This is a genomic window from Streptomyces sp. NPDC039736 (assembly GCF_055596485.1).
Genome location: NZ_JBVIUQ010000001.1, coordinates 39741 through 57726, shown reverse-complemented (window position 1 = coordinate 57726; position 17986 = coordinate 39741). Strand labels below are relative to the sequence as shown.

Here is a 17986-nt window from a genome sequence, read left to right as displayed (position 1 = left end):
CGACCGGGTGTCCCTCGTACGTATCAACGACAGTGACCCCGAAGGATCACGGGCAATCAGAAGATCCTTCCGGCGGGGGAACCGCCGCCCTGCCGTTGGCCGTCCCCTCCGGCACCGGCATAGTGGTGGCCGGTCTCCGGCGCCGGCGGCACCGCGCCGGTGGCGCCGCCCGAGCCGTACCGCCTCGCCCGTCATGTTCGAAGTCCCAGGGGGATTCCAGAGATGCGACCCATACGCCCGACCCGCGCCGCTCGTCAGGGGAGGAGCGCACGTCGCGCCAGTGCGCCCTTGATGTCCGCCGCGGGACTCGCCGCCGCGCTCGCCCTGACCGTCACTGCCTGCGGGCCGACCGACGACGGCGCCGCCGGTGCGCCGGCCGCCCCGGCCACCGGCTCGGCGGCTGCGGCGGGCGGTTCGGGCGACGACAAGATCCAGATCCCGGACGACCTCAAGGACCGGCTCAAGGAGCACGGGATCGACCTGGACAAGTGGAAGAACGGCGAGTGGAAGAACTGGAACAAGGACGACTGGCTGCGCGAGGCCGAGGACTTCGTCAATCCGATCATCGCGGGGCTGTGGAACCCGGACCGCATGAAGGAGGCCGAGAAGCCTCCGAAGCAGCCCGTCGCCAATGACATCTCGGGGGACGCGGGCGTCACCGACCCGGTCCCCGCCCGCCTCCCGGCGAAGGCCGCCAAGGCCCCGTACCACTCCGCCGCCCCGGAGTCGGGCCGGCTGCTCTTCGACGGCCCCGAGGGGTCCATGTCCTGCTCCGCCACGGTCGTGCGGGACCCGGCGCACCCGGGCAGGTCCAACCTGGTGTGGACCGCGGGCCACTGCGTGCACGCGGGCGCGAAGGGCGGCTGGTACCGCAACGTCGCCTTCGTTCCCTCGTACAACGACGGGGCCCGCGCCGTCTCCAAGGAGACGACCCGCGAGCAGGTCGCGCCGTACGGCGTGTGGTGGGCCAAGCGGGCCTACACCTCCGCCCAGTGGATCTCCCAGGGCGGCCCGACGGGCGGCAACGGCGCTCCGTACGACTTCGCGGTGCTGAGCGTGACCTCGGAGAAGGGCGCGGGCAAATCCCTGGAGGAGACGGTCGGTTCGGCGCTCCCGGTCGATTTCGACGCTCCGGCCGTGCCGAAGATCGCGAGCATGGAGGCGACCGGCTACCCGGCGGCGCCGCCCTTCGACGGCGAGCGCATGTACCAGTGCGAGGACAAGCCCGGCCGGCTCGCGATCAAGCCCGCCCAGCCCACGATGTACCGCATCGGCTGCAGCATGACCGGCGGCTCGTCCGGCGGCGGCTGGGTGGCGCGGGGCCAGGACGGCAAGCCCGCGCTGGTCTCCAACACCTCGATCGGCCCGGTCACCGCGGGTTGGCTGGCCGGCCCGCGGCTCGGCCCCGAGGCCAAGGCCATCTACGAGAAGGCCGGCTCTCGCTGAGCCCCTCCGTGCGGGCGCGCCGCTCCGGTGCGCCCGCACGGGCATCCGGCCTGTGACCTGCAACGGGTCCCGTCCGCCGCCCTTCCGTACGACAGTTGCGCACGTTCCGCGCCCACGCATGACACGCGCATGACACCTCGGCGCGTCCGGTACCTCCAGGGGGAAACGTCTCCATGCCATCCATACGTCCGCTGCTGGCCGCCACCGGCCTCGTCGCGGCGCTCGCGCTGACGGCCACGGCCTGCGGCCCCACCGAGAACAAGGCCGGCGGCGACAAGCCGTCCTCCCCGGCCGCCTCGGCTCCCGCCCCCGCGGGCGACGGTGACCACGCCCTGCCCAAGGACCTCGCCGACAAGCTCAGGGAACACGGCGTCGACCCCGAGAAGTGGAAGAACGGGGAGTGGCGGAACTGGAACAAGGACACCTGGCTGCGCGAGGCCAAGGACTTCGTCAACCCGGTCATCGAGGGGCTGTGGAAACCGGAGCGGATGCGCACCGCCAAGGACCCGGCGAAGACGATGACCGCCAGTGACCTCTCCAGCGGTCAGGGCGTGAGCGATCCGACGCCGCGTCCGGTGCGGGCGCAGCCCGAGAAGACCCCGTACACCCGGCACGGCGCTCCGGTGGGGAAGCTCTTCTTCGACTCCCCGCAGGGCTCCATGGTCTGCTCCGGAACCGTCGTCAAGGACGTGAACAACCCCGGGAGGTCCAACCTCGTCTGGACGGCCGGGCACTGCGTGCACGCGGGCGGCACGGGCGGCTGGTACCGCAACATCGTCTTCGTCCCGGCGTACAACAACAACGCCCTGGCGCCCGGCGCGCTCCAAGCGGCCCCGCCGCGGGAGGAGGCCCCCTACGGCGCCTACTGGGCGGACTGGGTGACGACCTCCGGCGAGTGGATCCGGGGCGGCGGCCCGACCGGCGGCAGCGGCGCTCCGTACGACTACGCGGTCATGCACGTGAAGCCGCAGAAGGGCGGCAGGTCGCTGGAGGAGACCGTCGGCACCGCGGTGGCGGTCGACTTCCGGGCTCCCGACACCCGCCGGATCAGCGCGATGGGCGCCTGGGGCTATCCGGCGGGCGCGCCGTACAACGGCTACGTCATGCACAAGTGCGTGGACCGGCCGGGCAGGCTGTCGCTGAGCCCGACCACGCCGACGATGCACCGCATCGGCTGCACCATGACCGGCGGTTCGTCCGGCGGCGGCTGGTTCGTCAACGACGGGACCGGCGGGCTGAAGCTGGTCTCCAACACCTCGATCAAGCCGGTCACCGGCGGCTGGCTGGCCGGCCCGCGGCTGGGCAGGGGGGCGGAGCAGGTCTACACGACGGTGAGCAGGCGGTTCGGCAGGAGCTGAGGCGGCCCGCACGCGAAAGGCCGGTGGCCCGCACCCTCATGATGAGGGTGCGGGCCACCGGCCTTCGTTCACCGTACGACGCGGGGCCGCACGCGGCTCACCGCGCGACGCCGGGCCGCACGCGCCTGCCGTCGCTCAGGAGGCGGCCGGCAGGAACGTGGCGAACTCCGCCGCCAGTTCCTCGTGCACCCGGGCCTTGAGCAGCGTGCCCTCCTCGGTGTGCTCCTCGGAGATCACCTCGCCCTCGGCGTGCGCCCGCGAGACCAGGGCGCCCTGGATGTACGGCACGAGCACCTCGACCTCGACCGAGGGGCGCGGCAGTTCGCGGTCGATGAGCTCCAGGAGCTCCTCGATGCCCTGACCCGAGCGGGCCGAGACCGCGATGGCGCGCTTCTCGATGCGCAGCAGCCGCTGGAGGACGACCGGGTCGGCCGCGTCCGCCTTGTTGATGACGACGATCTCCGGGACGTCGAGCGCGCCGACGTCACGGATCACCTCGCGCACGGCGGCCAGCTGCTCCTCCGGCGCCGGGTGCGAGCCGTCCACCACGTGCAGGATGAGGTCGGAGTCGCCGACCTCCTCCATGGTGGAGCGGAACGCCTCGACGATGTGGTGCGGCAGGTGCCGGACGAATCCGACGGTGTCCGCCAGCGTGTAGAGCCGCCCGCTGGGCGTCTCGGCCCGGCGCACGGTCGGGTCGAGGGTGGCGAACAGCGCGTTCTCCACCAGCACGCCCGCGCCCGTGAGGCGGTTGAGCAGCGAGGACTTGCCCGCGTTGGTGTATCCGGCGATGGCGACCGAGGGCACCTTGTTGCGCCTGCGTTCCTGGCGCTTGAGGTCGCGGCCGGTCTTCATCTCCGCGATCTCCCGGCGCATCTTCGCCATCTTCTCGCGGATCCGCCGCCGGTCGGTCTCGATCTTGGTCTCACCGGGACCACGCGTGGCCATGCCGCCACCGCCGCCGCCGCCCATCTGACGGGAGAGCGACTGGCCCCAGCCCCGGAGCCTGGGCAGCATGTACTGCATCTGCGCCAGGGCGACCTGCGCCTTGCCCTCGCGGGACTTGGCGTGCTGGGCGAAGATGTCCAGGATCAGGGCGGTGCGGTCGACCACCTTGACCTTGACGACGTCTTCGAGGTGGATGAGCTGGCCGGGGCTCAGCTCACCGTCGCAGACCACGGTGTCGGCGCCGGTCTCCAGGACGATGTCCCGCAGTTCCTGCGCCTTGCCCGAGCCGATGTACGTCGCCGGGTCGGGCTTGTCGCGCCGCTGCACGACACCGTCGAGCACGAGGGCTCCGGCGGTCTCGGCGAGCGCCGCCAGCTCCGCGAGGGAGTTGTCCGCGTCCTGCGCGGTCCCCGAGGTCCACACACCGACCAGCACGACGCGCTCCAGGCGCAGCTGCCGGTACTCGACTTCGGTGACGTCCTCGAGCTCGGTGGAGAGGCCGGCCACGCGGCGCAGCGCGGCGCGCTCGGAGCGGTCGAACTGGTCGCCGTCCCGCTCTCCGTCGATCTCGTGGCTCCAGGCGACGTCCTCTTCCATCAGGGCATCGGCCCGCAGGCTGTCTGTGATGTTGTCGTTCGTGGAAGGGGAAGAAGTGGAGGGGGTCATTGGGTCCTAACGTCGTAGTGCGATCGGGGAAGGGGCCGCGGACCCCCCTCACGGGGAGACCGGTGGGTCCCGTCGACAGTCACAACGCGTGACGGTCCCGGATGATTCCCGGGGGACGCCGGTGTTTTCCGCCCGTTTCCCGGAATCGGTTCTTCCACCCGGCCGTGCCGTCGACCCGTCGATGGTCGCACGGCACGGCCCTGTCGTCACACGGGTTTACGGCCCACCGCACACGGGCTGCGGCCCGCCGCGCCGGCCGCCCCGGCCGTTCGCGGCCGTCCTCAGCGCTGCTTCCCCGGGCCCTCGGGCGCGGCGCTCCGCCAGTCGGGGTGGCCGGGCATCGGCGGGGTGGTCGGTCCGTACAGCCAGCTCCGGAAGAACCCGGAGAGATCCCGTCCGGCGACCTCCGAGGAGAGCTCCACGAAGTCGGACGTGGCGGCCACCGCGTCGCGGTGCTCGCGCACCCAGCGCCGTTCGACCGTCTCGAAGGCCTCCGCCCCGATCTCCTGGCGCAGCGCGTACAGCACGAGCGCGCTGCCCTCGTACACGACCGGCCGGAAGATGCTGATCTTCTGGCCGGGCTGCGAGGGCTTCGGTGCGGCCGGCGGTCCGCCCGCGCGGCGCCAGGCGTCGGAGTTGGCGTACGCCGCCTTCATGCGCTGCTCAAGGGGGCGCTCCTGGTCCGCGTACAGCGCCTCGTACCAGGTGGCGTGCCCCTCGTTGAGCCACAGGTCCGACCAGGAGCGCGGTGAGACGCTGTTGCCGAACCAGTGGTGGGCCAGCTCGTGCACCATGATCGATTCGACGTACCACTCCGGGCGTCCGGTACCGGTGAACAGGGAGCGCTCGAAGAGCGACAGCGTCTGCGTCTCCAGCTCGAAGCCGGTGTCGGCCGCCGCGACCAGCACTCCGTACGTCTCGAACGGATAGCGCCCGACGCGCTTCTCCATCCACTCCAGGTGTGCCGGGGTCTTCTTCAGCCACGGCTCCAGCGTCTTCGCGTCGGCGGCCGGGACCACGTCCCGCACGGGCAGCCCGTGCGGCCCCTCGCGGTGCAGGACGGCGGACGTGCCGATCGACACCTGGGCGAGTTCGGTGGCCATGGGGTGGCTGGTGCGGTACGACCAGACCACGGCCCCCTCGGCACCCTTCGCCGCGCGGGGCTTCGCGGCGGGCAGTCCGTTGGTGACGACGGTGCGGCCCTTGGGCGCGGTCACCCGGAAGGTGAAGTACGCCTTGTCGGAGGGGTGGTCGTTGCAGGGGAACACCCGGTGCGCGGCGTCCGCCTGGTTGGCCATGGCGAGTCCGTCACCGGTGCGCACCCAGCCGCCGTCGGAGGCGTCGCCGACGGGGTCGCTGGTGTGCTGGACGGTGATGACGGTGCGGGTTCCCCGGCGCACGGGCTTCGCCGGGGTGATCACCAGGTCCTCGCCGGTCGTGGCGAACGCCGCGTGCGCGCCGTTCACCTCGACGGACCGCACGGTGCCGCGCGCGAAGTCGAGATTGACCTGCTCCAGCGTCTGGGCCGCCCGCGCCTCGATCCGGGTCACCGCCTCCAGCGGCTCGCTGTTGTCACCGCCGTAGGTGAGTCCGATGTCGTACGAGAGGACGTCGTAGCCGGGATTGCCCAGGTGCGGGAAGAGGGGGTCGCCGATCCCCAGGGGGACGGGTGCGGGCAGGGCGGCGCCGACGAGGGACGCGGAGGCGACGGCCAGCAGGGCGGCGCGCAGGCGCCGGGAGGTGAGCAGCATGCACCACCGCTATCAGCGTCGAAGTCCGGGAGCGGGGACGGCACGCACCGCACCACTCGAACGGGGTCGGCCGGGCTGGCCCGCCCACTCCCCCGGAGCGGCGTCAGGCCGTCGCCGGGTGCTGCGCGCGGCTGACGTCGTACACGCCGGCGACCTCCCGCATGGCGCGCATCAGCGCCGGGAGTCCGGCGGCGTCGGAGAGCTGCAGGGTGTACGTGTGCCGCACCCGCTGCTCCGACGGCGGCTCCACGGTGGCGGAGACCACCTCGGCGCCGGCCGTGGCGATCGCCTCGGTGAGGTCGGCCAGCAGGTGCGGCCGGCCGAAGGACTCGGCGACCAGGGTGACGCGCAGCTCCGCGGTGCCCTCCTGCCAGCGCACCCCGACCGGTTCGCGGCCCAGGGCCCGCATCCGGGCGACGGCGGCGCAGCCCTCCCGGTGCACGGTGACGACACCGCCCCGGACGACGAAGCCGAGCACCTGGTCGGGCGGTACGGGCGTACAACACCCGGCGAGCCGCACGCCGGCGTCCGGCAGGTCCGCCACGGCGTTGTCCACGACGGGCCGTGAGTCGCCCTCGGCGGCCGCCGGGGCACACGGCAGGGCGGGCGCGGCCCCGGTCGCCCTGACGGTCTCCGCGCCCGGCTGCGCGCCCTTCGGCGGTCCCGCGTCGTGCGCGCTGTCCGCGTCGGCGAGCCAGCCCTCGATGGCGATGCGGGCGGCCGGGGTCCGGGCGTGCTCCAGCCAGTCGGGCGAGGGGCCGGAGGCGGCGTCGTGCGCGAGCAGCAGCTCCACGCTGTCGCCGTCGCGCAGCACGGTGCTGAGGGTGGCCAGGCGGCCGTTGACGCGGGCGCCGATGCAGGCGTGCGCGGCCTCTCCGTACTGCGCGTACGCGGCGTCCACGCAGCTTGCCCCGGCGGGCAGTCCCAGGGTGCCGCCGTCGGAGCGGAACACGGTGATCTCGCGGTCCTGCGCGAGGTCGGCGCGCAGCGAGGACCAGAAGGCGTCGGGGTCGGGGGTGGACTCCTGCCACTCCAGCAGCCGCGACAGCCAGCCGGGCCTGGTGGGGTCGGCCCGCTCGCCGTCGGCGGCGGCGTCGCTGCCGTCGGGCTGCGCGTAGGGGTTGCCGAGGGCGACGACGCCGGCCTCCGCCACCTTGTGCATCTGATGCGTACGGATGAGGATCTCGGCGACCGCCCCGTCGGCGCCCGCGACGGCGGTGTGCAGCGACTGGTACAGGTTGAACTTGGGCGAGGCGATGAAGTCCTTGAACTCGGAGATCACCGGCGTGAAGCAGGTGTGCAGTTCGCCGAGGACCGCGTAGCAGTCGGCGTCCTCGCCGACCAGGACCAGCAGGCGGCCGAAGTCCGTGCCGCGCAGTTCGCCGCGCTTGCGCGAGACCCGGTGCACGGAGACCGAGTGCCGGGGCCGGACGAGGACCTCGGCGGTGATGCCCGCCTCCTTGAGGACGCCGCGCACGTTCTCGGCGATGGGGGCGAGCGGGTCGCCCCCGGCGGCGTTGCCGTCGATGAGGGCGCGGGTGCGGGCGTAGTCGTCGGGCTGGAGGATCGCGAAGACGAGGTCTTCGAGTTCGGTCTTGAGCGCCTGGACGCCGAGCCGTTCGGCGAGCGGGATGAGGACGTCGTGGGTGACCTTGGCGATGCGCGCCTGTTTCTCGGGGCGCATCACACCGAGCGTGCGCATGTTGTGCAGCCGGTCGGCGAGTTTGATCGACATCACGCGTACGTCGTTGCCGGTGGCGACGAGCATCTTGCGGAAGGTCTCGGGCTCGGCGGCGGCCCCGTAGTCGACCTTCTCCAGCTTGGTGACGCCGTCGACGAGGAAGCAGACCTCGTTGCCGAACTGTTCGCGCACCTGGTCGAGCGTCACCTCGGTGTCCTCCACGGTGTCGTGGAGGAGGGAGGCGGTCAGGGTGGTGGTCTCGGCGCCCAGTTCGGCCAGGATCAGGGTGACGGCCAGCGGGTGCGTGATGTACGGCTCGCCGCTCTTGCGCATCTGGCCGCGGTGCGAGGACTCGGCGAGCACGTAGGCGCGGCTGAGGATCGACAGGTCGGCGTCCGGATGGTGGGCGCGGTGGGCCTCGGCCACATGGGCGATGGCGTCCGGGGTCCGGCCGCGCGTGGTGGGACCGAGCAGCGCGGCCCGGCCCAGCCGCCGCAGATCGATCCTGGGACGGCCGCGCCTGCGGCCCTGGGCGGTCTTCGGGAGGGCCGCCGGCTGGGTCAGCGGGCGGAACTCCGGGGACACACCGTTGGGATTGGTGGCCTCTGCACTCATGGGCACCTCCGGCAGCCTCGACCGGCGGCGGGCGGGTGGTGGCTCCCCCTGCCTTCGTCGGGAGTGTCCCGTCCGGGCCGGTGCTTGATGCTACCGAGCCCACCATGCGGTGCTGACCGGGTCCTGCCCGGCGTGAATCGGATCACCCATTCGAGCGAACGTTCAGGCGTGGCCGTTTTGCACCCCTTCGATCCAGGAGGGGTCGATCTGCCCCTCGGCGACGATCACCGCCGGGCCGGTCATCTCGACGGAGCCGTCCGGTCGTTCGGTGATCACCAGACGTCCGCCGAGCACGTCCACGGTGTACGTCACGGGGGCGCCGGTGACGGCCGGGTCGGCCCCGTCGCGCCGGGCGGCGGCCACCGCGACGGCGCACGCGCCGGTGCCGCAGGAGCGGGTCTCGGCGGCCCCGCGCTCGTGCACGCGCATCGCGACGTGGCGCGGGCCCCGGTCGACGACGAACTCGACGTTGACCCCGTGGGGGTAGGCGCTCGCGGGGCTGAACGGCGGAGGGTCGTGGAGGGTCCCGGCGTGGGCGAGGTCCTCGACGAAGGCGACCGCGTGCGGGTTGCCCATGTTCACGTGGGTGGCGGGCCACTGGCGGCCGTCGACGGAGACGGTGACGTCGCCCGCGGGGAGGACCGCGCGGCCCATGGAGACGGTGACGTCGCCGTTCTTGTCGAGGTGGACGTGCTTGACGCCGTCCCGGGTCGCGACGGCGAGGTCGCCGCTGCCGACGGTTCCGGCGTGCTGGAGGTACCGGGCGAAGACGCGTACGCCGTTGCCGCACATCTCGGCGACGGAGCCGTCGGCGTTGCGGTAGTCCATGAACCACTCGGCCTCGCCGGCCATCGCCCGCGCGTCCGGGTGCGCCGCGCAGCGCACGACGTGCAGCAGTCCGTCGCCGCCGATTCCGGCCCGGCGGTCGCACAGCCCGGCGACCACGGCCGGCGGCAGGTCCAGGGCGTTGTCCGGGTCCGGAACGATCACGAAGTCGTTCTCGGTTCCATGGCCCTTGAGGAAGGCGATCGGCGCGGGGGCGGCGGGTGCGGTGGTCACGCGGTCCATCGTACGGGGCGGCCCGGACAACGGATCTTCCACGGCCCACCGGGACGGGGATCAGCCCGCCGCGAAGGGAGTCCCGGCCGCGACGGGGCCGCCCGCTGCGGCAGGGCTCAGCGGAGCCGGGCCACGCGCCAGACCGCCAGGGCGACGAGTGCCACGCACACCGCCGCGTACAGGAGCGCGACGCGCCAGTTCGCGCGGCCGCCGGTCCCCTTGGCGGGCAGTCCGGGCCAGGTGTAGCCGACCCGGCGGGCGGCCATCATGCCCCAGCCCGCCGCGCAGCAACTGATCAGCAGTCCGAGCATGGCGACGACCGCGCCGCCGTCGCCGATCTCGAAGGCGAGCGGGAAGGCGAACATCAGCGAGCCGACCGCCGCGAGCCCGACGATGGGGGCGAGCTGCCAGATCCGCAGGCGCCGCTGCGGGCGCAGCTCGACCTCGACCTCCGCCTCGGGGGCGGGCAGCCCGGGCCCCTCCGACAGCTCTGTCAGCTCCGGCACCTGGGAGTGCTCGCCCGGCAGCCGGGGCCGGTCGTCGGGTCCGTCAGGACTCAGCTCTTCGGGCCCGTCAGGACTCAACCGCTCCGGTTCTTCCTGTGCTCTGTCGCGAGGGCCGGCCTCCATCGCCACGCGCCCTCCCACTCGGACTCCAACAGTCGATCGAAGCTCGATGATGGCACGCGCGCGGGCGCCCCATTGACGGGAGAAGCGTCCCGATGCCATCACGTGATCAGGCTGTGACCGCTCGTTCGAGCAACGCCAGCGCCAGGTGCGGGAGTTCCGCGCGGTGCTCGGCCGCGCCGCTCAGCCAGTGGACCCGCGGATCGCGCCGGAACCAGGAGTCCTGACGGCGGGCGAACCGCTTGGTGGCGCGCACGGTCTCGGCCCGCGCCTCCTCCTCGGTGCACTCCCCCGCGAGGGCGGCGAGCACCTGTTGGTACCCCAGGGCGCGCGAGGCGGTGACGCCCTCGCGCAGCCCCTGTGCCTCCAGGGCGCGCACCTCCGCCACCAGGCCCGCCTCCCACATGCGGTCCACGCGGGTGGCGATGCGCTCGTCGAGTTCGGGGCGGGCCACGTCGACGCCGATCTGCACGGTGTCGTACACCGACTCGTGACCGGGGAGGTTGGCGGTGAAGGGGCGCCCGGTGATCTCGATCACTTCGAGGGCGCGGACGATGCGGCGGCCGTTGCTGGGAAGGATCGCGCGGGCGGCGTCGGGGTCGGCGGCGGCGAGCCTCAGGTGGAGCGCCCCGGGGCCCTCGGCGGCGAGTTCCGCCTCCAGGCGGGCGCGCACCCCGGGGTCGGTGCCCGGGAACTCCATGGCGTCGATGGCACCCTTCACGTACAGGCCGGAGCCGCCGACGAGGACGGGGGTGCGGCCCTCGGCGAGGAGGCGGTCGATCTCCCTGCGGGCGAGTCGCTGGTACTCGGCGACGTTCGCCGTGACGGTGACGTCCCAGATGTCGAGGAGGTGGTGCGGGATGCCGCCGCGCTCCTCGGGCGTCAGCTTCGCGGTGCCGATGTCCATCCCCCGGTAGAGCTGCATGGAGTCGGCGTTGACGACCTCGCCGCCGAAATGCCGGGCGAGGGCGACGCCCAGATCGGACTTGCCGGCCGCGGTGGGGCCGACGACGGCGATGACCCGCGGTGCGGGAGCTGCTGTTCTCACCGCCCCAGTCTCGCAAACACCGGGGAGTGTCCCCGAACGAGCGACGTGACGGCACACCTGCGGGTTCGTTGCCTGTTGCGAGGTTCCGCACGCCGGTTTCACGCACCGGTTTCTCCGGGCGGCGCAATGGGACGCCCCGGAAAGCGCGGTATTTCGCCCACACGAGTACGTTATGGAGTAGTTATGGGCGTTTTTGCAATGTTCCGCCGCAAGTCCAAGAATCCTGAGAACGCCGCAGCGGCGTCGGCCGAGGCGGAGCAGACCGCCGCTCCGTCGGCCGACGCCCCCGCCGCGGCCGCTTCCGCGGAGAAGGCCGACGAGGCGCAGTCCGGGGCGAAGGCTCCGGAGAGCGCCGCGGCGGACGTCCGGGCCGAGGCCGCCAAGGACGCTCCGGAGGCCGCGGAGGCGGCGGCCGGTGCGGACGACACGGAGGGGACGGAGATCCCCAAGCAGCAGTCCGCGGACGAGGCCGCGGACAATGAGGTCGGCGAAAGCGCCCGCAAGTAGCCCGGATCGGCTCCGCCCTCACGGACCGGCCCGGACGTGAAACCGAACGATTCCCACGAGGGAAGGTGAACCCATGGGCTTCCTGGACAATTTGAAGGCCAAGCTGGCTCCGGCCAAGGAGAAGGCCGCGGACCTCGCGCAGCAGCACGGGGGCAAGATCGAGCAGGGCCTCGACAAGGCGGCTCAGGCGGTCGACTCCAAGACCAAGGGCAAGTACAGCAACCAGATCCAGTCGGGCACGGGCAAGGCGAAGGACGCCCTGGACCGTCTCTCGGCCAAGGACGACGGCGGCACTCCGCCGCCTCCGCCGCCGGCTTCCTGACGGTCCGGCGCGCGCACGGGAACGGCCGCGGAACCCTTTCGGTTCCGCGGCCGTTCCCGTGCCACGAAGCACACCTCGGCGGCTCCACCGGGCAGCGGGCGACCGGTCCAGGTCAGGACCAGGCCGCCACGAAGTAGCCCACCCCGTAGGGAGCCTCCGCGTACAGCAGGCGCCCGCCCAGGTCCGTCCCCGCCGCGGCGCCTGCGAGCACCTGCCAGGGGGCCCGGCCGGACACCTTCAGGGCCCGCGCCAGGCCGGCGTCCAGCGCCAGCAGCGCGGCGGTGTCGGCGTCGCCCAGCGCGCGGGCGGCCCCGGCGTCGAAGTCCTCGGCGCGCTCGTCCAGGTAGCCGGGGGCCTTGAGCGTGCGGCAGGCGCTGCCGTCGCCCATCACCAGGAGCGCCACCCGGTCCGCCCGCCGGGCCAGCTCCCGGCCGGCGTCGGCGCAGCGGGCGGCCTCCAGGGACTCCCCGACGCCCAGGCCCTCGACGGGAGCGCCGTTCCACCCCGTACGGCCGAGGAGCCAGGCGCCCACCGCGAGCGAGTCCGGCAGGGGCCCGGCCGCGGCCCCCTCGGGGGTGTCCTCGCCGAGGCGCACCTCCAGGCCCACGCCGAAGCCCCCGAAGCTCCCCCGGGCGCCCCCGGGGTGCGGGCCGCGCCGGTCCTGCCCGGCGGGTCCGGCCACGACGAGCAGGTCGGGCCGGGAGGCGGCGAGCACTCCCAGGGCGTCCGCGCAGGCGTTCCGGGCGGTGTCCAGTTCCGGTGCGGCACCGGCGGCGACCTCGGGGACGAGCAGCGGCGGACAGGGGCATACGGCAGCGGCTACGAGCATGAGCGGCAGCCTAACGCGGCAGCCCGCGCGGGCCCGGGGCGGACCTGCGGGGCCGAGGGGCCGTGGACCCGCGGCCTCACAAACCTGCGGGCCCGGCGGCCCCGCAGGACCCCGCCGGTGACCGTCAGGCGATGCTGCACCCGCCGGTCGCCGCCGGCAGGGGTTCCGGCACGCCGATCTTCGGCAGGCCCAGCATGACGCCGGGGCCCTGCTGCGGCTCGGCGTTGCGCTTCTCCCAGGCGTCGCCGGCGCGGGTGCGGCGCACGGCCTTGGCCTCGCCCTCGGCGAGCAGGTGGTGCGGGGCGGCGTAGGTGATCCCGACGGTCACCACGTCGCCGGGGCGCACGTCCTGGTCGGGCTTGGTGAAGTGCACCAGGCGGTTGTCCGGGGCACGGCCCGACAGGCGCAGCGTCGCACCGTCCTTGCGGCCCTCGCCCTCGGCGACCATGACCTCCAGGGTGCGGCCGACCTGCTTCTTGTTCTCCTCCCAGGAGATCTCCTCCTGGAGGGCGACCAGCCGCAGGTAGCGCTCCTGGACGACCTCCTTGGGGATCTGGCCGTCCATGGTGGCCGCGGGGGTGCCGGGGCGGATGGAGTACTGGAAGGTGAAGGCGTTGGTGAAGCGGGCCTCGCGGACCGTGTGCAGCGTCTGCTGGAAGTCCTCCTCGGTCTCGCCGGGGAAGCCCACGATGATGTCGGTGGAGATGGCGGCGTCCGGCATCGCGGCGCGCACCCGCTCGATGATCCCGAGGAAGCGCTCCTGGCGGTACGAGCGGCGCATCGCCTTGAGGATCGTGTCCGAGCCGGACTGCAGCGGCATGTGCAGCTGCGGCATGACGTTCGGCGTCTCCGCCATGGCGGCGATGACGTCGTCGGTGAAGTCGCGCGGGTGCGGCGAGGTGAAGCGGACGCGCTCCAGGCCCTCGATCTTCCCGCAGGCGCGCAGCAGCTTGCTGAAGGCCTCGCGGTCGCCGATGTCGGAGCCGTACGCGTTCACGTTCTGGCCGAGCAGCGTGATCTCGGAGACGCCCTCGGCGACCAGGGCCTCGATCTCGGCGAGGATGTCGCCGGTCCTGCGGTCCTTCTCCTTGCCGCGCAGGGCGGGCACGATGCAGAAGGTGCAGGTGTTGTTGCAGCCGACCGAGATGGAGACCCAGGCGGCGTAGGCGCTCTCGCGGCGCGTGGGCAGCGTCGAGGGGAACGCCTCCAGCGACTCGGCGATCTCGACCTGCGCCTCCTCCTGGACGCGGGCGCGCTCCAGCAGCACCGGCAGCTTGCCGATGTTGTGCGTGCCGAAGACGACGTCCACCCAGGGGGCCCGCTGCGTGATGGTGTCGCGGTCCTTCTGCGCCAGGCAGCCGCCGACGGCGATCTGCATGCCGGGCCGCTTGGTCTTCATCGGCGCGAGCCGCCCGAGATTGCCGTACAGCTTGTTGTCGGCGTTCTCCCGGACCGCGCACGTGTTGAAGACCACGACGTCGGCGTCACCGTCGGCCCCTTCGGGCGCACGGACGTATCCCGCGCCCTCCAGGAGGCCCGACAGGCGCTCGGAGTCGTGGACGTTCATCTGGCACCCGTAAGTGCGCACCTCGTATGTCTTCTCGCTCATCTCGCCCACCAGGGTACGGGGCGCGCCGGGTGCGGGGTGTCGCGCGGGGGCCTCCGCGGAGGGCCGGTGCGGGTTCCCTCTGGCCGGGCGGGGAGTCGAGCTGGCAGGATCGCGCGCATGCTCCCCTCGTTGCCCCGCATCGGTCGTCGTCGTGCCCTCCAGGGGGCGGCGGCGCTGCTCGCCGTGTGCGGGCTGCTGCTGTGGTGGCTGCTGCCGTCCCGCACGCCGTCGCCGGAGGGGCGGATCACCTTCAGCACGGGGGTGCCCACCGGGGTCTACCAGCGGTACGGGACGCTCCTGGAGGAGGCGCTGCGGCAGCACCTGCCGAAGGTCGGGGTGACGCTGCGCACCAGCGAGGGCTCGCAGCAGAACCTGCGGAGGGTGGCGCGCGGCGAGGCCGACTTCACGGTGGCGACCGCGGACGCCGTCGCCAAGTACCAGCGCGACGGCAGCGAGGGCGCCGGGGGGCTGCGCGGGTGCGCGCGGCTGTACGACGACTACGTACAGCTCGTGGTGCCGACGAACTCCGCGATCCGCGCCGTCGGCGACCTGCGGGACAAGCGGGTGGCCGTCGGGCAGGAGGGCTCCGGGGTGCGGCTGGTGTCGAACCGGCTGCTGGCCGCCGCCGGGCTCGACCCCGAGCGGGACGTGAAACCGGTGTCGATAGGGATCGACACGATGCCGGGGCGGCTGGAGGAGGGCGGCATCGACGCCTTCTTCTGGTCGGGCGGGCTGCCCACCAGCGCGGTGCGCGACCTGTCGCGACGGATGCCGGTACGTCTGGTTCCGCTCGGCCCCGAGCTGGTGGAGGCGCTGCAGAAGCCCGGGGACACCACCCGCTACTACCGCTCCGCAGTGATGCCCGCCGACGCGTACGCGCACGTCAGCAACAAGGCGGCGGTGCCGACGGTGGCGGTGGCGAACCTGCTGGTGACGCGGGACCGCACGGACGCGGTGCTGACCGAGCGGTTCACGCAGACGGTGATCGCCAGCCGGGACCGGATCGGGCGGCAGGTGCACGCGGCGCAGTTGGTGGACCTGCGGACGGCCATCTACACGGACCCGCTGCCGCTGCACGAGGGCGCGGCCCGCTACTACCGGTCCGTGAAGCCGTAGCTCCTCGCCGCGCCGGCGCGCAAGGGCTCGGAGCCCGGGGCGGTCACCGGCACGCGGTGCTCACGGCTCGGTGCGCGGGACGGTCACCGTCACGCGCAGGCCCCGGGGTTCGTTGGCGTCGTACGTGATCGTGCCGCGGCCCGCGAGGAGCAGTGCGCGGGAGATCGAGAGGCCGAGGCCGGAGCCCTTGACGTTCTGGTGGCGGTTGCTGCGCCAGAACCGGTCGCCGACCCGGGCGAGCTCGTCCTCGGTGAGGCCCGGCCCGCCGTCCGCGACGACGACGGTGCAGGTGTGACCGCCCGGGGCGACGGTGACCGTGACCTCCTCGCCGGGCGGCGTGAACTTCAGCGCGTTGTCGATCACCGCGTCGAGCGCGCTGGAGAGGGCCACCGGGTCCGCCCACGCGGTGACGGCCTCGGGGCCGTCGCGCAGCAGACGCACCCCCTTGTCGTCGGCGAGCGGCCCCCAGGCGGCGACGCGTTCGGTGGCGAGTTCGCCGAGGTCGACCAGGCGGAGGTCGGCGGGGGCGTGCTCGGCCTGGGCGAGGTCGAGGAGGTCGTCCAGGACGCGGGCCAGGCGCTTGCCCTCGGTGCGCACGGAGGCGATCTCCTCGTTGCCCTCGGGGAGTTCGAGGGCGAGCAGTTCGATGCGCAGGAGGAGGGCGGAGAGGGGGTTGCGCAGTTGGTGGGAGGCGTCGGCGACGAAGGCGCGCTGCTGTTCCAGGACGTCCTCGACGTTGTCGGCCATCTCGTTGAACGAGCGGGCGAGGCGGCGCAGTTCCGGCGGGCCGCCCGCCGGCGCGACCCGGGAGTTCATGCGTCCGGTGGCGATGTCGTGCGTGGCCGCGTCCAGGACCCGTACCGGACGCAGGACCCAGCCGGTGAGCCGGAAGGCCGCCCCGATCGCCACGAACAGGGCGGCGGACTCGCCCGCCAGGATCAGCAGCCAGTCGTGCAGGATGCGCGACCGCAGGTGCCCGGTGGGCGACTCGGTGACCACCACCGCCGTCACGTCGCCGTCCCGCACCACCGGCGACGCCACCACCAGCGTGTGGTCCTGCCAGGGCCAGACCTGCGGCGGGTCGTGGCTGCGGCGTCCGGCGAGGGCCTCCTGGAAGGCGTCCTTGCCGAGCCTGCCCGCCGCCTGCACTGTCCAGCCGGGCGGGGCGGCGGCCATGGCGTCGCCGCCGCGGTGAAAGACCCCGACCCGGATTCCGTACACCTCGTGGTACCGGCCGAGTTCGGTCTCCAGGGTGGTGCGGCGCTCGTCCTCGGCGGCGGCGCTCTCGCCTGCCGTCGGCGGGCGGTCGGTGACGAACTGGGCGAGGGCGGCGAAGCGCGCGGTGTCGTCGATGCGGTCGACGACCACCTGCTGCTGCTGTGCGGCCGCCATCCGTACGGCGAGCGGAAAGCCGAAGGCGATCAGCATGCCCGCGAGCAGCACGATCAGCAGTGGGAGGAGGCGGGTGCGCACGAGGAGTTACGCGTTCCGGGGCGCACCGGCGTCGCCCGGGGCGTCGGGACGGCCGGTGTCGGGACGGCCGGCGCCGTCCGGGGCGCCCGGACCGGCGGACGCCTGGGGGTCCGCACCGGCGGACGCCTGGGGGTCCGCACCGGCGGACGCCTGGGCGCCGCTCGGCGCGACCAGCCGGTAGCCGACGCCGCGCACGGTCTCGATGAGGGCGGGCATCCGCAGCTTGGAGCGGAGCGAGGCGACGTGGACCTCCAGGGTGCGCCCGGTGCCCTCCCAACTGGTGCGCCACACCTCGCTGATGATCTGCTCCCGGCGGAAGACCACCCCGGGCCGCTGGGCGAGCAGCGCCAGCAGGTCGAACTCCTTGCGGGTCAGTTGGACGGCCGTACCGTCGACGCTGACGCGCCGGGTGGGCAGTTCGATGTCCACGGGGCCGAGGCGGACGGTCGCGGCGGAGGCCGCGGCGGGCGCGTCCCCGGTGGTGTTGCGCCTGCTCACCGCGTGGATACGGGCGAGGAGTTCCCCGGTGTCGTACGGCTTGGTGACGTAGTCGTCGGCCCCGAGGTTGAGGCCGTGGATCCGGGAGCGCACGTCGGCGCGCGCGGTCACCATGATCACCGGGGTGCCGGTGCGCTTGCGGATCTTGCCGCAGACCTCGTACCCGTCCTGGTCGGGCAGGCCGAGGTCGAGCAGGACGACGCCGAAGGGCTCCTGCCCCTGGAGGCCGCGGTCGTCGGGGAGGAAGGCCTGGAGGGCCTCCTCGCCGTTGCGGGCGTGGACGACCTGGAAGCCGTGCCGGGTCAGGACGGCGGACAGTGCGGCGGCGACGTGGTTGTCGTCCTCGACGAGCAGCAGTCTCATGGTCCTCGCCCTCCCCCCGCGTCCCTGTTCTGGTGTGTGTTCCGGCGCGTGCCCACAGCGTTTCCGATGGA

General features: G+C 73.2%; 14 protein-coding genes and 1 pseudogene. 5 read left to right on the top strand and 10 right to left on the bottom strand.

What is annotated here, in order from left to right:
• The first annotated feature begins 222 nt into the window (after nt 1-222).
• Complete coding sequence (locus ACZ56L_RS00240; protein ID WP_471059894.1) at nt 223-1446, top strand: trypsin-like serine peptidase; 1224 nt, start codon at nt 223-225, stop codon at nt 1444-1446.
• A 173-nt stretch (nt 1447-1619) separates the two neighbouring features.
• Nucleotides 1620-2804 carry a trypsin-like serine peptidase gene (locus ACZ56L_RS00235; RefSeq protein ID WP_471059891.1) on the top strand — a complete coding sequence of 395 codons (1185 nt, stop codon included), beginning with the start codon at nt 1620-1622 and terminating at the stop codon, nt 2802-2804.
• 135 nt (nt 2805-2939) lie between these two features.
• On the opposite strand, the gene hflX is transcribed toward ACZ56L_RS00235, so the two are convergent.
• The 6 genes from hflX to miaA form a co-directional block, all read right to left on the bottom strand.
• Complete coding sequence (gene hflX, locus ACZ56L_RS00230; protein WP_345217347.1) at nt 2940-4418, bottom strand: GTPase HflX; 1479 nt, start codon at nt 4416-4418, stop codon at nt 2940-2942.
• A gap of 281 nt (nt 4419-4699) precedes the next feature.
• Nucleotides 4700-6169, bottom strand: coding sequence for a M1 family metallopeptidase (locus tag ACZ56L_RS00225; RefSeq protein WP_471059888.1), 1470 nt, complete (start codon nt 6167-6169; stop codon nt 4700-4702).
• Nucleotides 6170-6272: 103 nt separating this feature from the next.
• Nucleotides 6273-8465, bottom strand: coding sequence for a RelA/SpoT family protein (locus tag ACZ56L_RS00220; RefSeq protein ID WP_471059885.1), 2193 nt, complete (start codon nt 8463-8465; stop codon nt 6273-6275).
• 162 nt (nt 8466-8627) lie between these two features.
• Entirely contained in the window at nt 8628-9533 is a 906-nt protein-coding gene (gene dapF, locus ACZ56L_RS00215) for a diaminopimelate epimerase (protein WP_471061599.1), read from the bottom strand.
• A 107-nt stretch (nt 9534-9640) separates the two neighbouring features.
• Nucleotides 9641-10153 carry a hypothetical protein gene (locus ACZ56L_RS00210; RefSeq protein WP_401758815.1) on the bottom strand — a complete coding sequence of 171 codons (513 nt, stop codon included), beginning with the start codon at nt 10151-10153 and terminating at the stop codon, nt 9641-9643.
• Between the two features lie 106 nt (nt 10154-10259).
• On the bottom strand, nt 10260-11198 hold the full coding sequence (miaA, locus tag ACZ56L_RS00205; RefSeq protein WP_468683609.1) for a tRNA (adenosine(37)-N6)-dimethylallyltransferase MiaA: 939 nt from the start codon (nt 11196-11198) through the stop codon (nt 10260-10262).
• Between the two features lie 183 nt (nt 11199-11381).
• Here miaA and ACZ56L_RS00200 point away from each other — a divergent pair, with 183 nt between their 5' ends.
• The gene (locus ACZ56L_RS00200; RefSeq protein WP_345217341.1) at nt 11382-11705 is read left to right on the top strand and encodes a hypothetical protein; all 324 of its coding nucleotides are present in this window, start codon (nt 11382-11384) and stop codon (nt 11703-11705) included.
• Between the two features lie 73 nt (nt 11706-11778).
• Entirely contained in the window at nt 11779-12027 is a 249-nt protein-coding gene (locus ACZ56L_RS00195; protein ID WP_345217340.1) for an antitoxin, read from the top strand.
• A gap of 112 nt (nt 12028-12139) precedes the next feature.
• Here the strand turns inward: ACZ56L_RS00195 and ACZ56L_RS00190 are convergent, their stop codons facing one another.
• The gene (locus ACZ56L_RS00190) at nt 12140-12856 is read right to left on the bottom strand and encodes a class III extradiol dioxygenase subunit B-like domain-containing protein (RefSeq protein ID WP_471059880.1); all 717 of its coding nucleotides are present in this window, start codon (nt 12854-12856) and stop codon (nt 12140-12142) included.
• A 124-nt stretch (nt 12857-12980) separates the two neighbouring features.
• Complete coding sequence (gene miaB / locus ACZ56L_RS00185) at nt 12981-14465, bottom strand: tRNA (N6-isopentenyl adenosine(37)-C2)-methylthiotransferase MiaB (protein WP_345217338.1); 1485 nt, start codon at nt 14463-14465, stop codon at nt 12981-12983.
• Nucleotides 14466-14582: 117 nt separating this feature from the next.
• Here miaB and ACZ56L_RS00180 point away from each other — a divergent pair, with 117 nt between their 5' ends.
• Nucleotides 14583-15581: a TAXI family TRAP transporter solute-binding subunit gene (locus ACZ56L_RS00180; protein WP_468683618.1), complete on the top strand. Its 999-nt coding sequence runs from the start codon at nt 14583-14585 to the stop codon at nt 15579-15581.
• A 60-nt stretch (nt 15582-15641) separates the two neighbouring features.
• On the opposite strand, the gene ACZ56L_RS00175 is transcribed toward ACZ56L_RS00180, so the two are convergent.
• Nucleotides 15642-17054 carry a sensor histidine kinase gene (locus ACZ56L_RS00175; RefSeq protein ID WP_401758003.1) on the bottom strand — a complete coding sequence of 471 codons (1413 nt, stop codon included), beginning with the start codon at nt 17052-17054 and terminating at the stop codon, nt 15642-15644.
• Nucleotides 17055-17213: 159 nt separating this feature from the next.
• Nucleotides 17214-17915, bottom strand: a pseudogene (locus tag ACZ56L_RS00170) (response regulator transcription factor); the annotation flags it as partial.
• Nucleotides 17916-17986 lie beyond the last annotated feature (71 nt).

What these genes read in the sequence shown, in the direction of transcription:
- hflX (WP_345217347.1), bottom strand. Translation starts at nt 4,418, where the DNA reads ATGACCCCCTCCACTTCTTCCCCTTCCACGAACGACAACATCACAGAC.
- miaB (WP_345217338.1), bottom strand. Translation starts at nt 14,465, where the DNA reads ATGAGCGAGAAGACATACGAGGTGCGCACTTACGGGTGCCAGATGAAC.
- ACZ56L_RS00220 (WP_471059885.1), bottom strand. Translation starts at nt 8,465, where the DNA reads ATGAGTGCAGAGGCCACCAATCCCAACGGTGTGTCCCCGGAGTTCCGC.
- ACZ56L_RS00210 (WP_401758815.1), bottom strand. Translation starts at nt 10,153, where the DNA reads ATGGAGGCCGGCCCTCGCGACAGAGCACAGGAAGAACCGGAGCGGTTG.
- ACZ56L_RS00195 (WP_345217340.1), top strand. Translation starts at nt 11,779, where the DNA reads ATGGGCTTCCTGGACAATTTGAAGGCCAAGCTGGCTCCGGCCAAGGAG.
- ACZ56L_RS00200 (WP_345217341.1), top strand. Translation starts at nt 11,382, where the DNA reads ATGGGCGTTTTTGCAATGTTCCGCCGCAAGTCCAAGAATCCTGAGAAC.
- dapF (WP_471061599.1), bottom strand. Translation starts at nt 9,533, where the DNA reads ATGGACCGCGTGACCACCGCACCCGCCGCCCCCGCGCCGATCGCCTTC.
- ACZ56L_RS00225 (WP_471059888.1), bottom strand. Translation starts at nt 6,169, where the DNA reads ATGCTGCTCACCTCCCGGCGCCTGCGCGCCGCCCTGCTGGCCGTCGCC.
- ACZ56L_RS00240 (WP_471059894.1), top strand. Translation starts at nt 223, where the DNA reads ATGCGACCCATACGCCCGACCCGCGCCGCTCGTCAGGGGAGGAGCGCA.
- ACZ56L_RS00235 (WP_471059891.1), top strand. Translation starts at nt 1,620, where the DNA reads ATGCCATCCATACGTCCGCTGCTGGCCGCCACCGGCCTCGTCGCGGCG.
- ACZ56L_RS00190 (WP_471059880.1), bottom strand. Translation starts at nt 12,856, where the DNA reads ATGCTCGTAGCCGCTGCCGTATGCCCCTGTCCGCCGCTGCTCGTCCCC.
- ACZ56L_RS00180 (WP_468683618.1), top strand. Translation starts at nt 14,583, where the DNA reads ATGCTCCCCTCGTTGCCCCGCATCGGTCGTCGTCGTGCCCTCCAGGGG.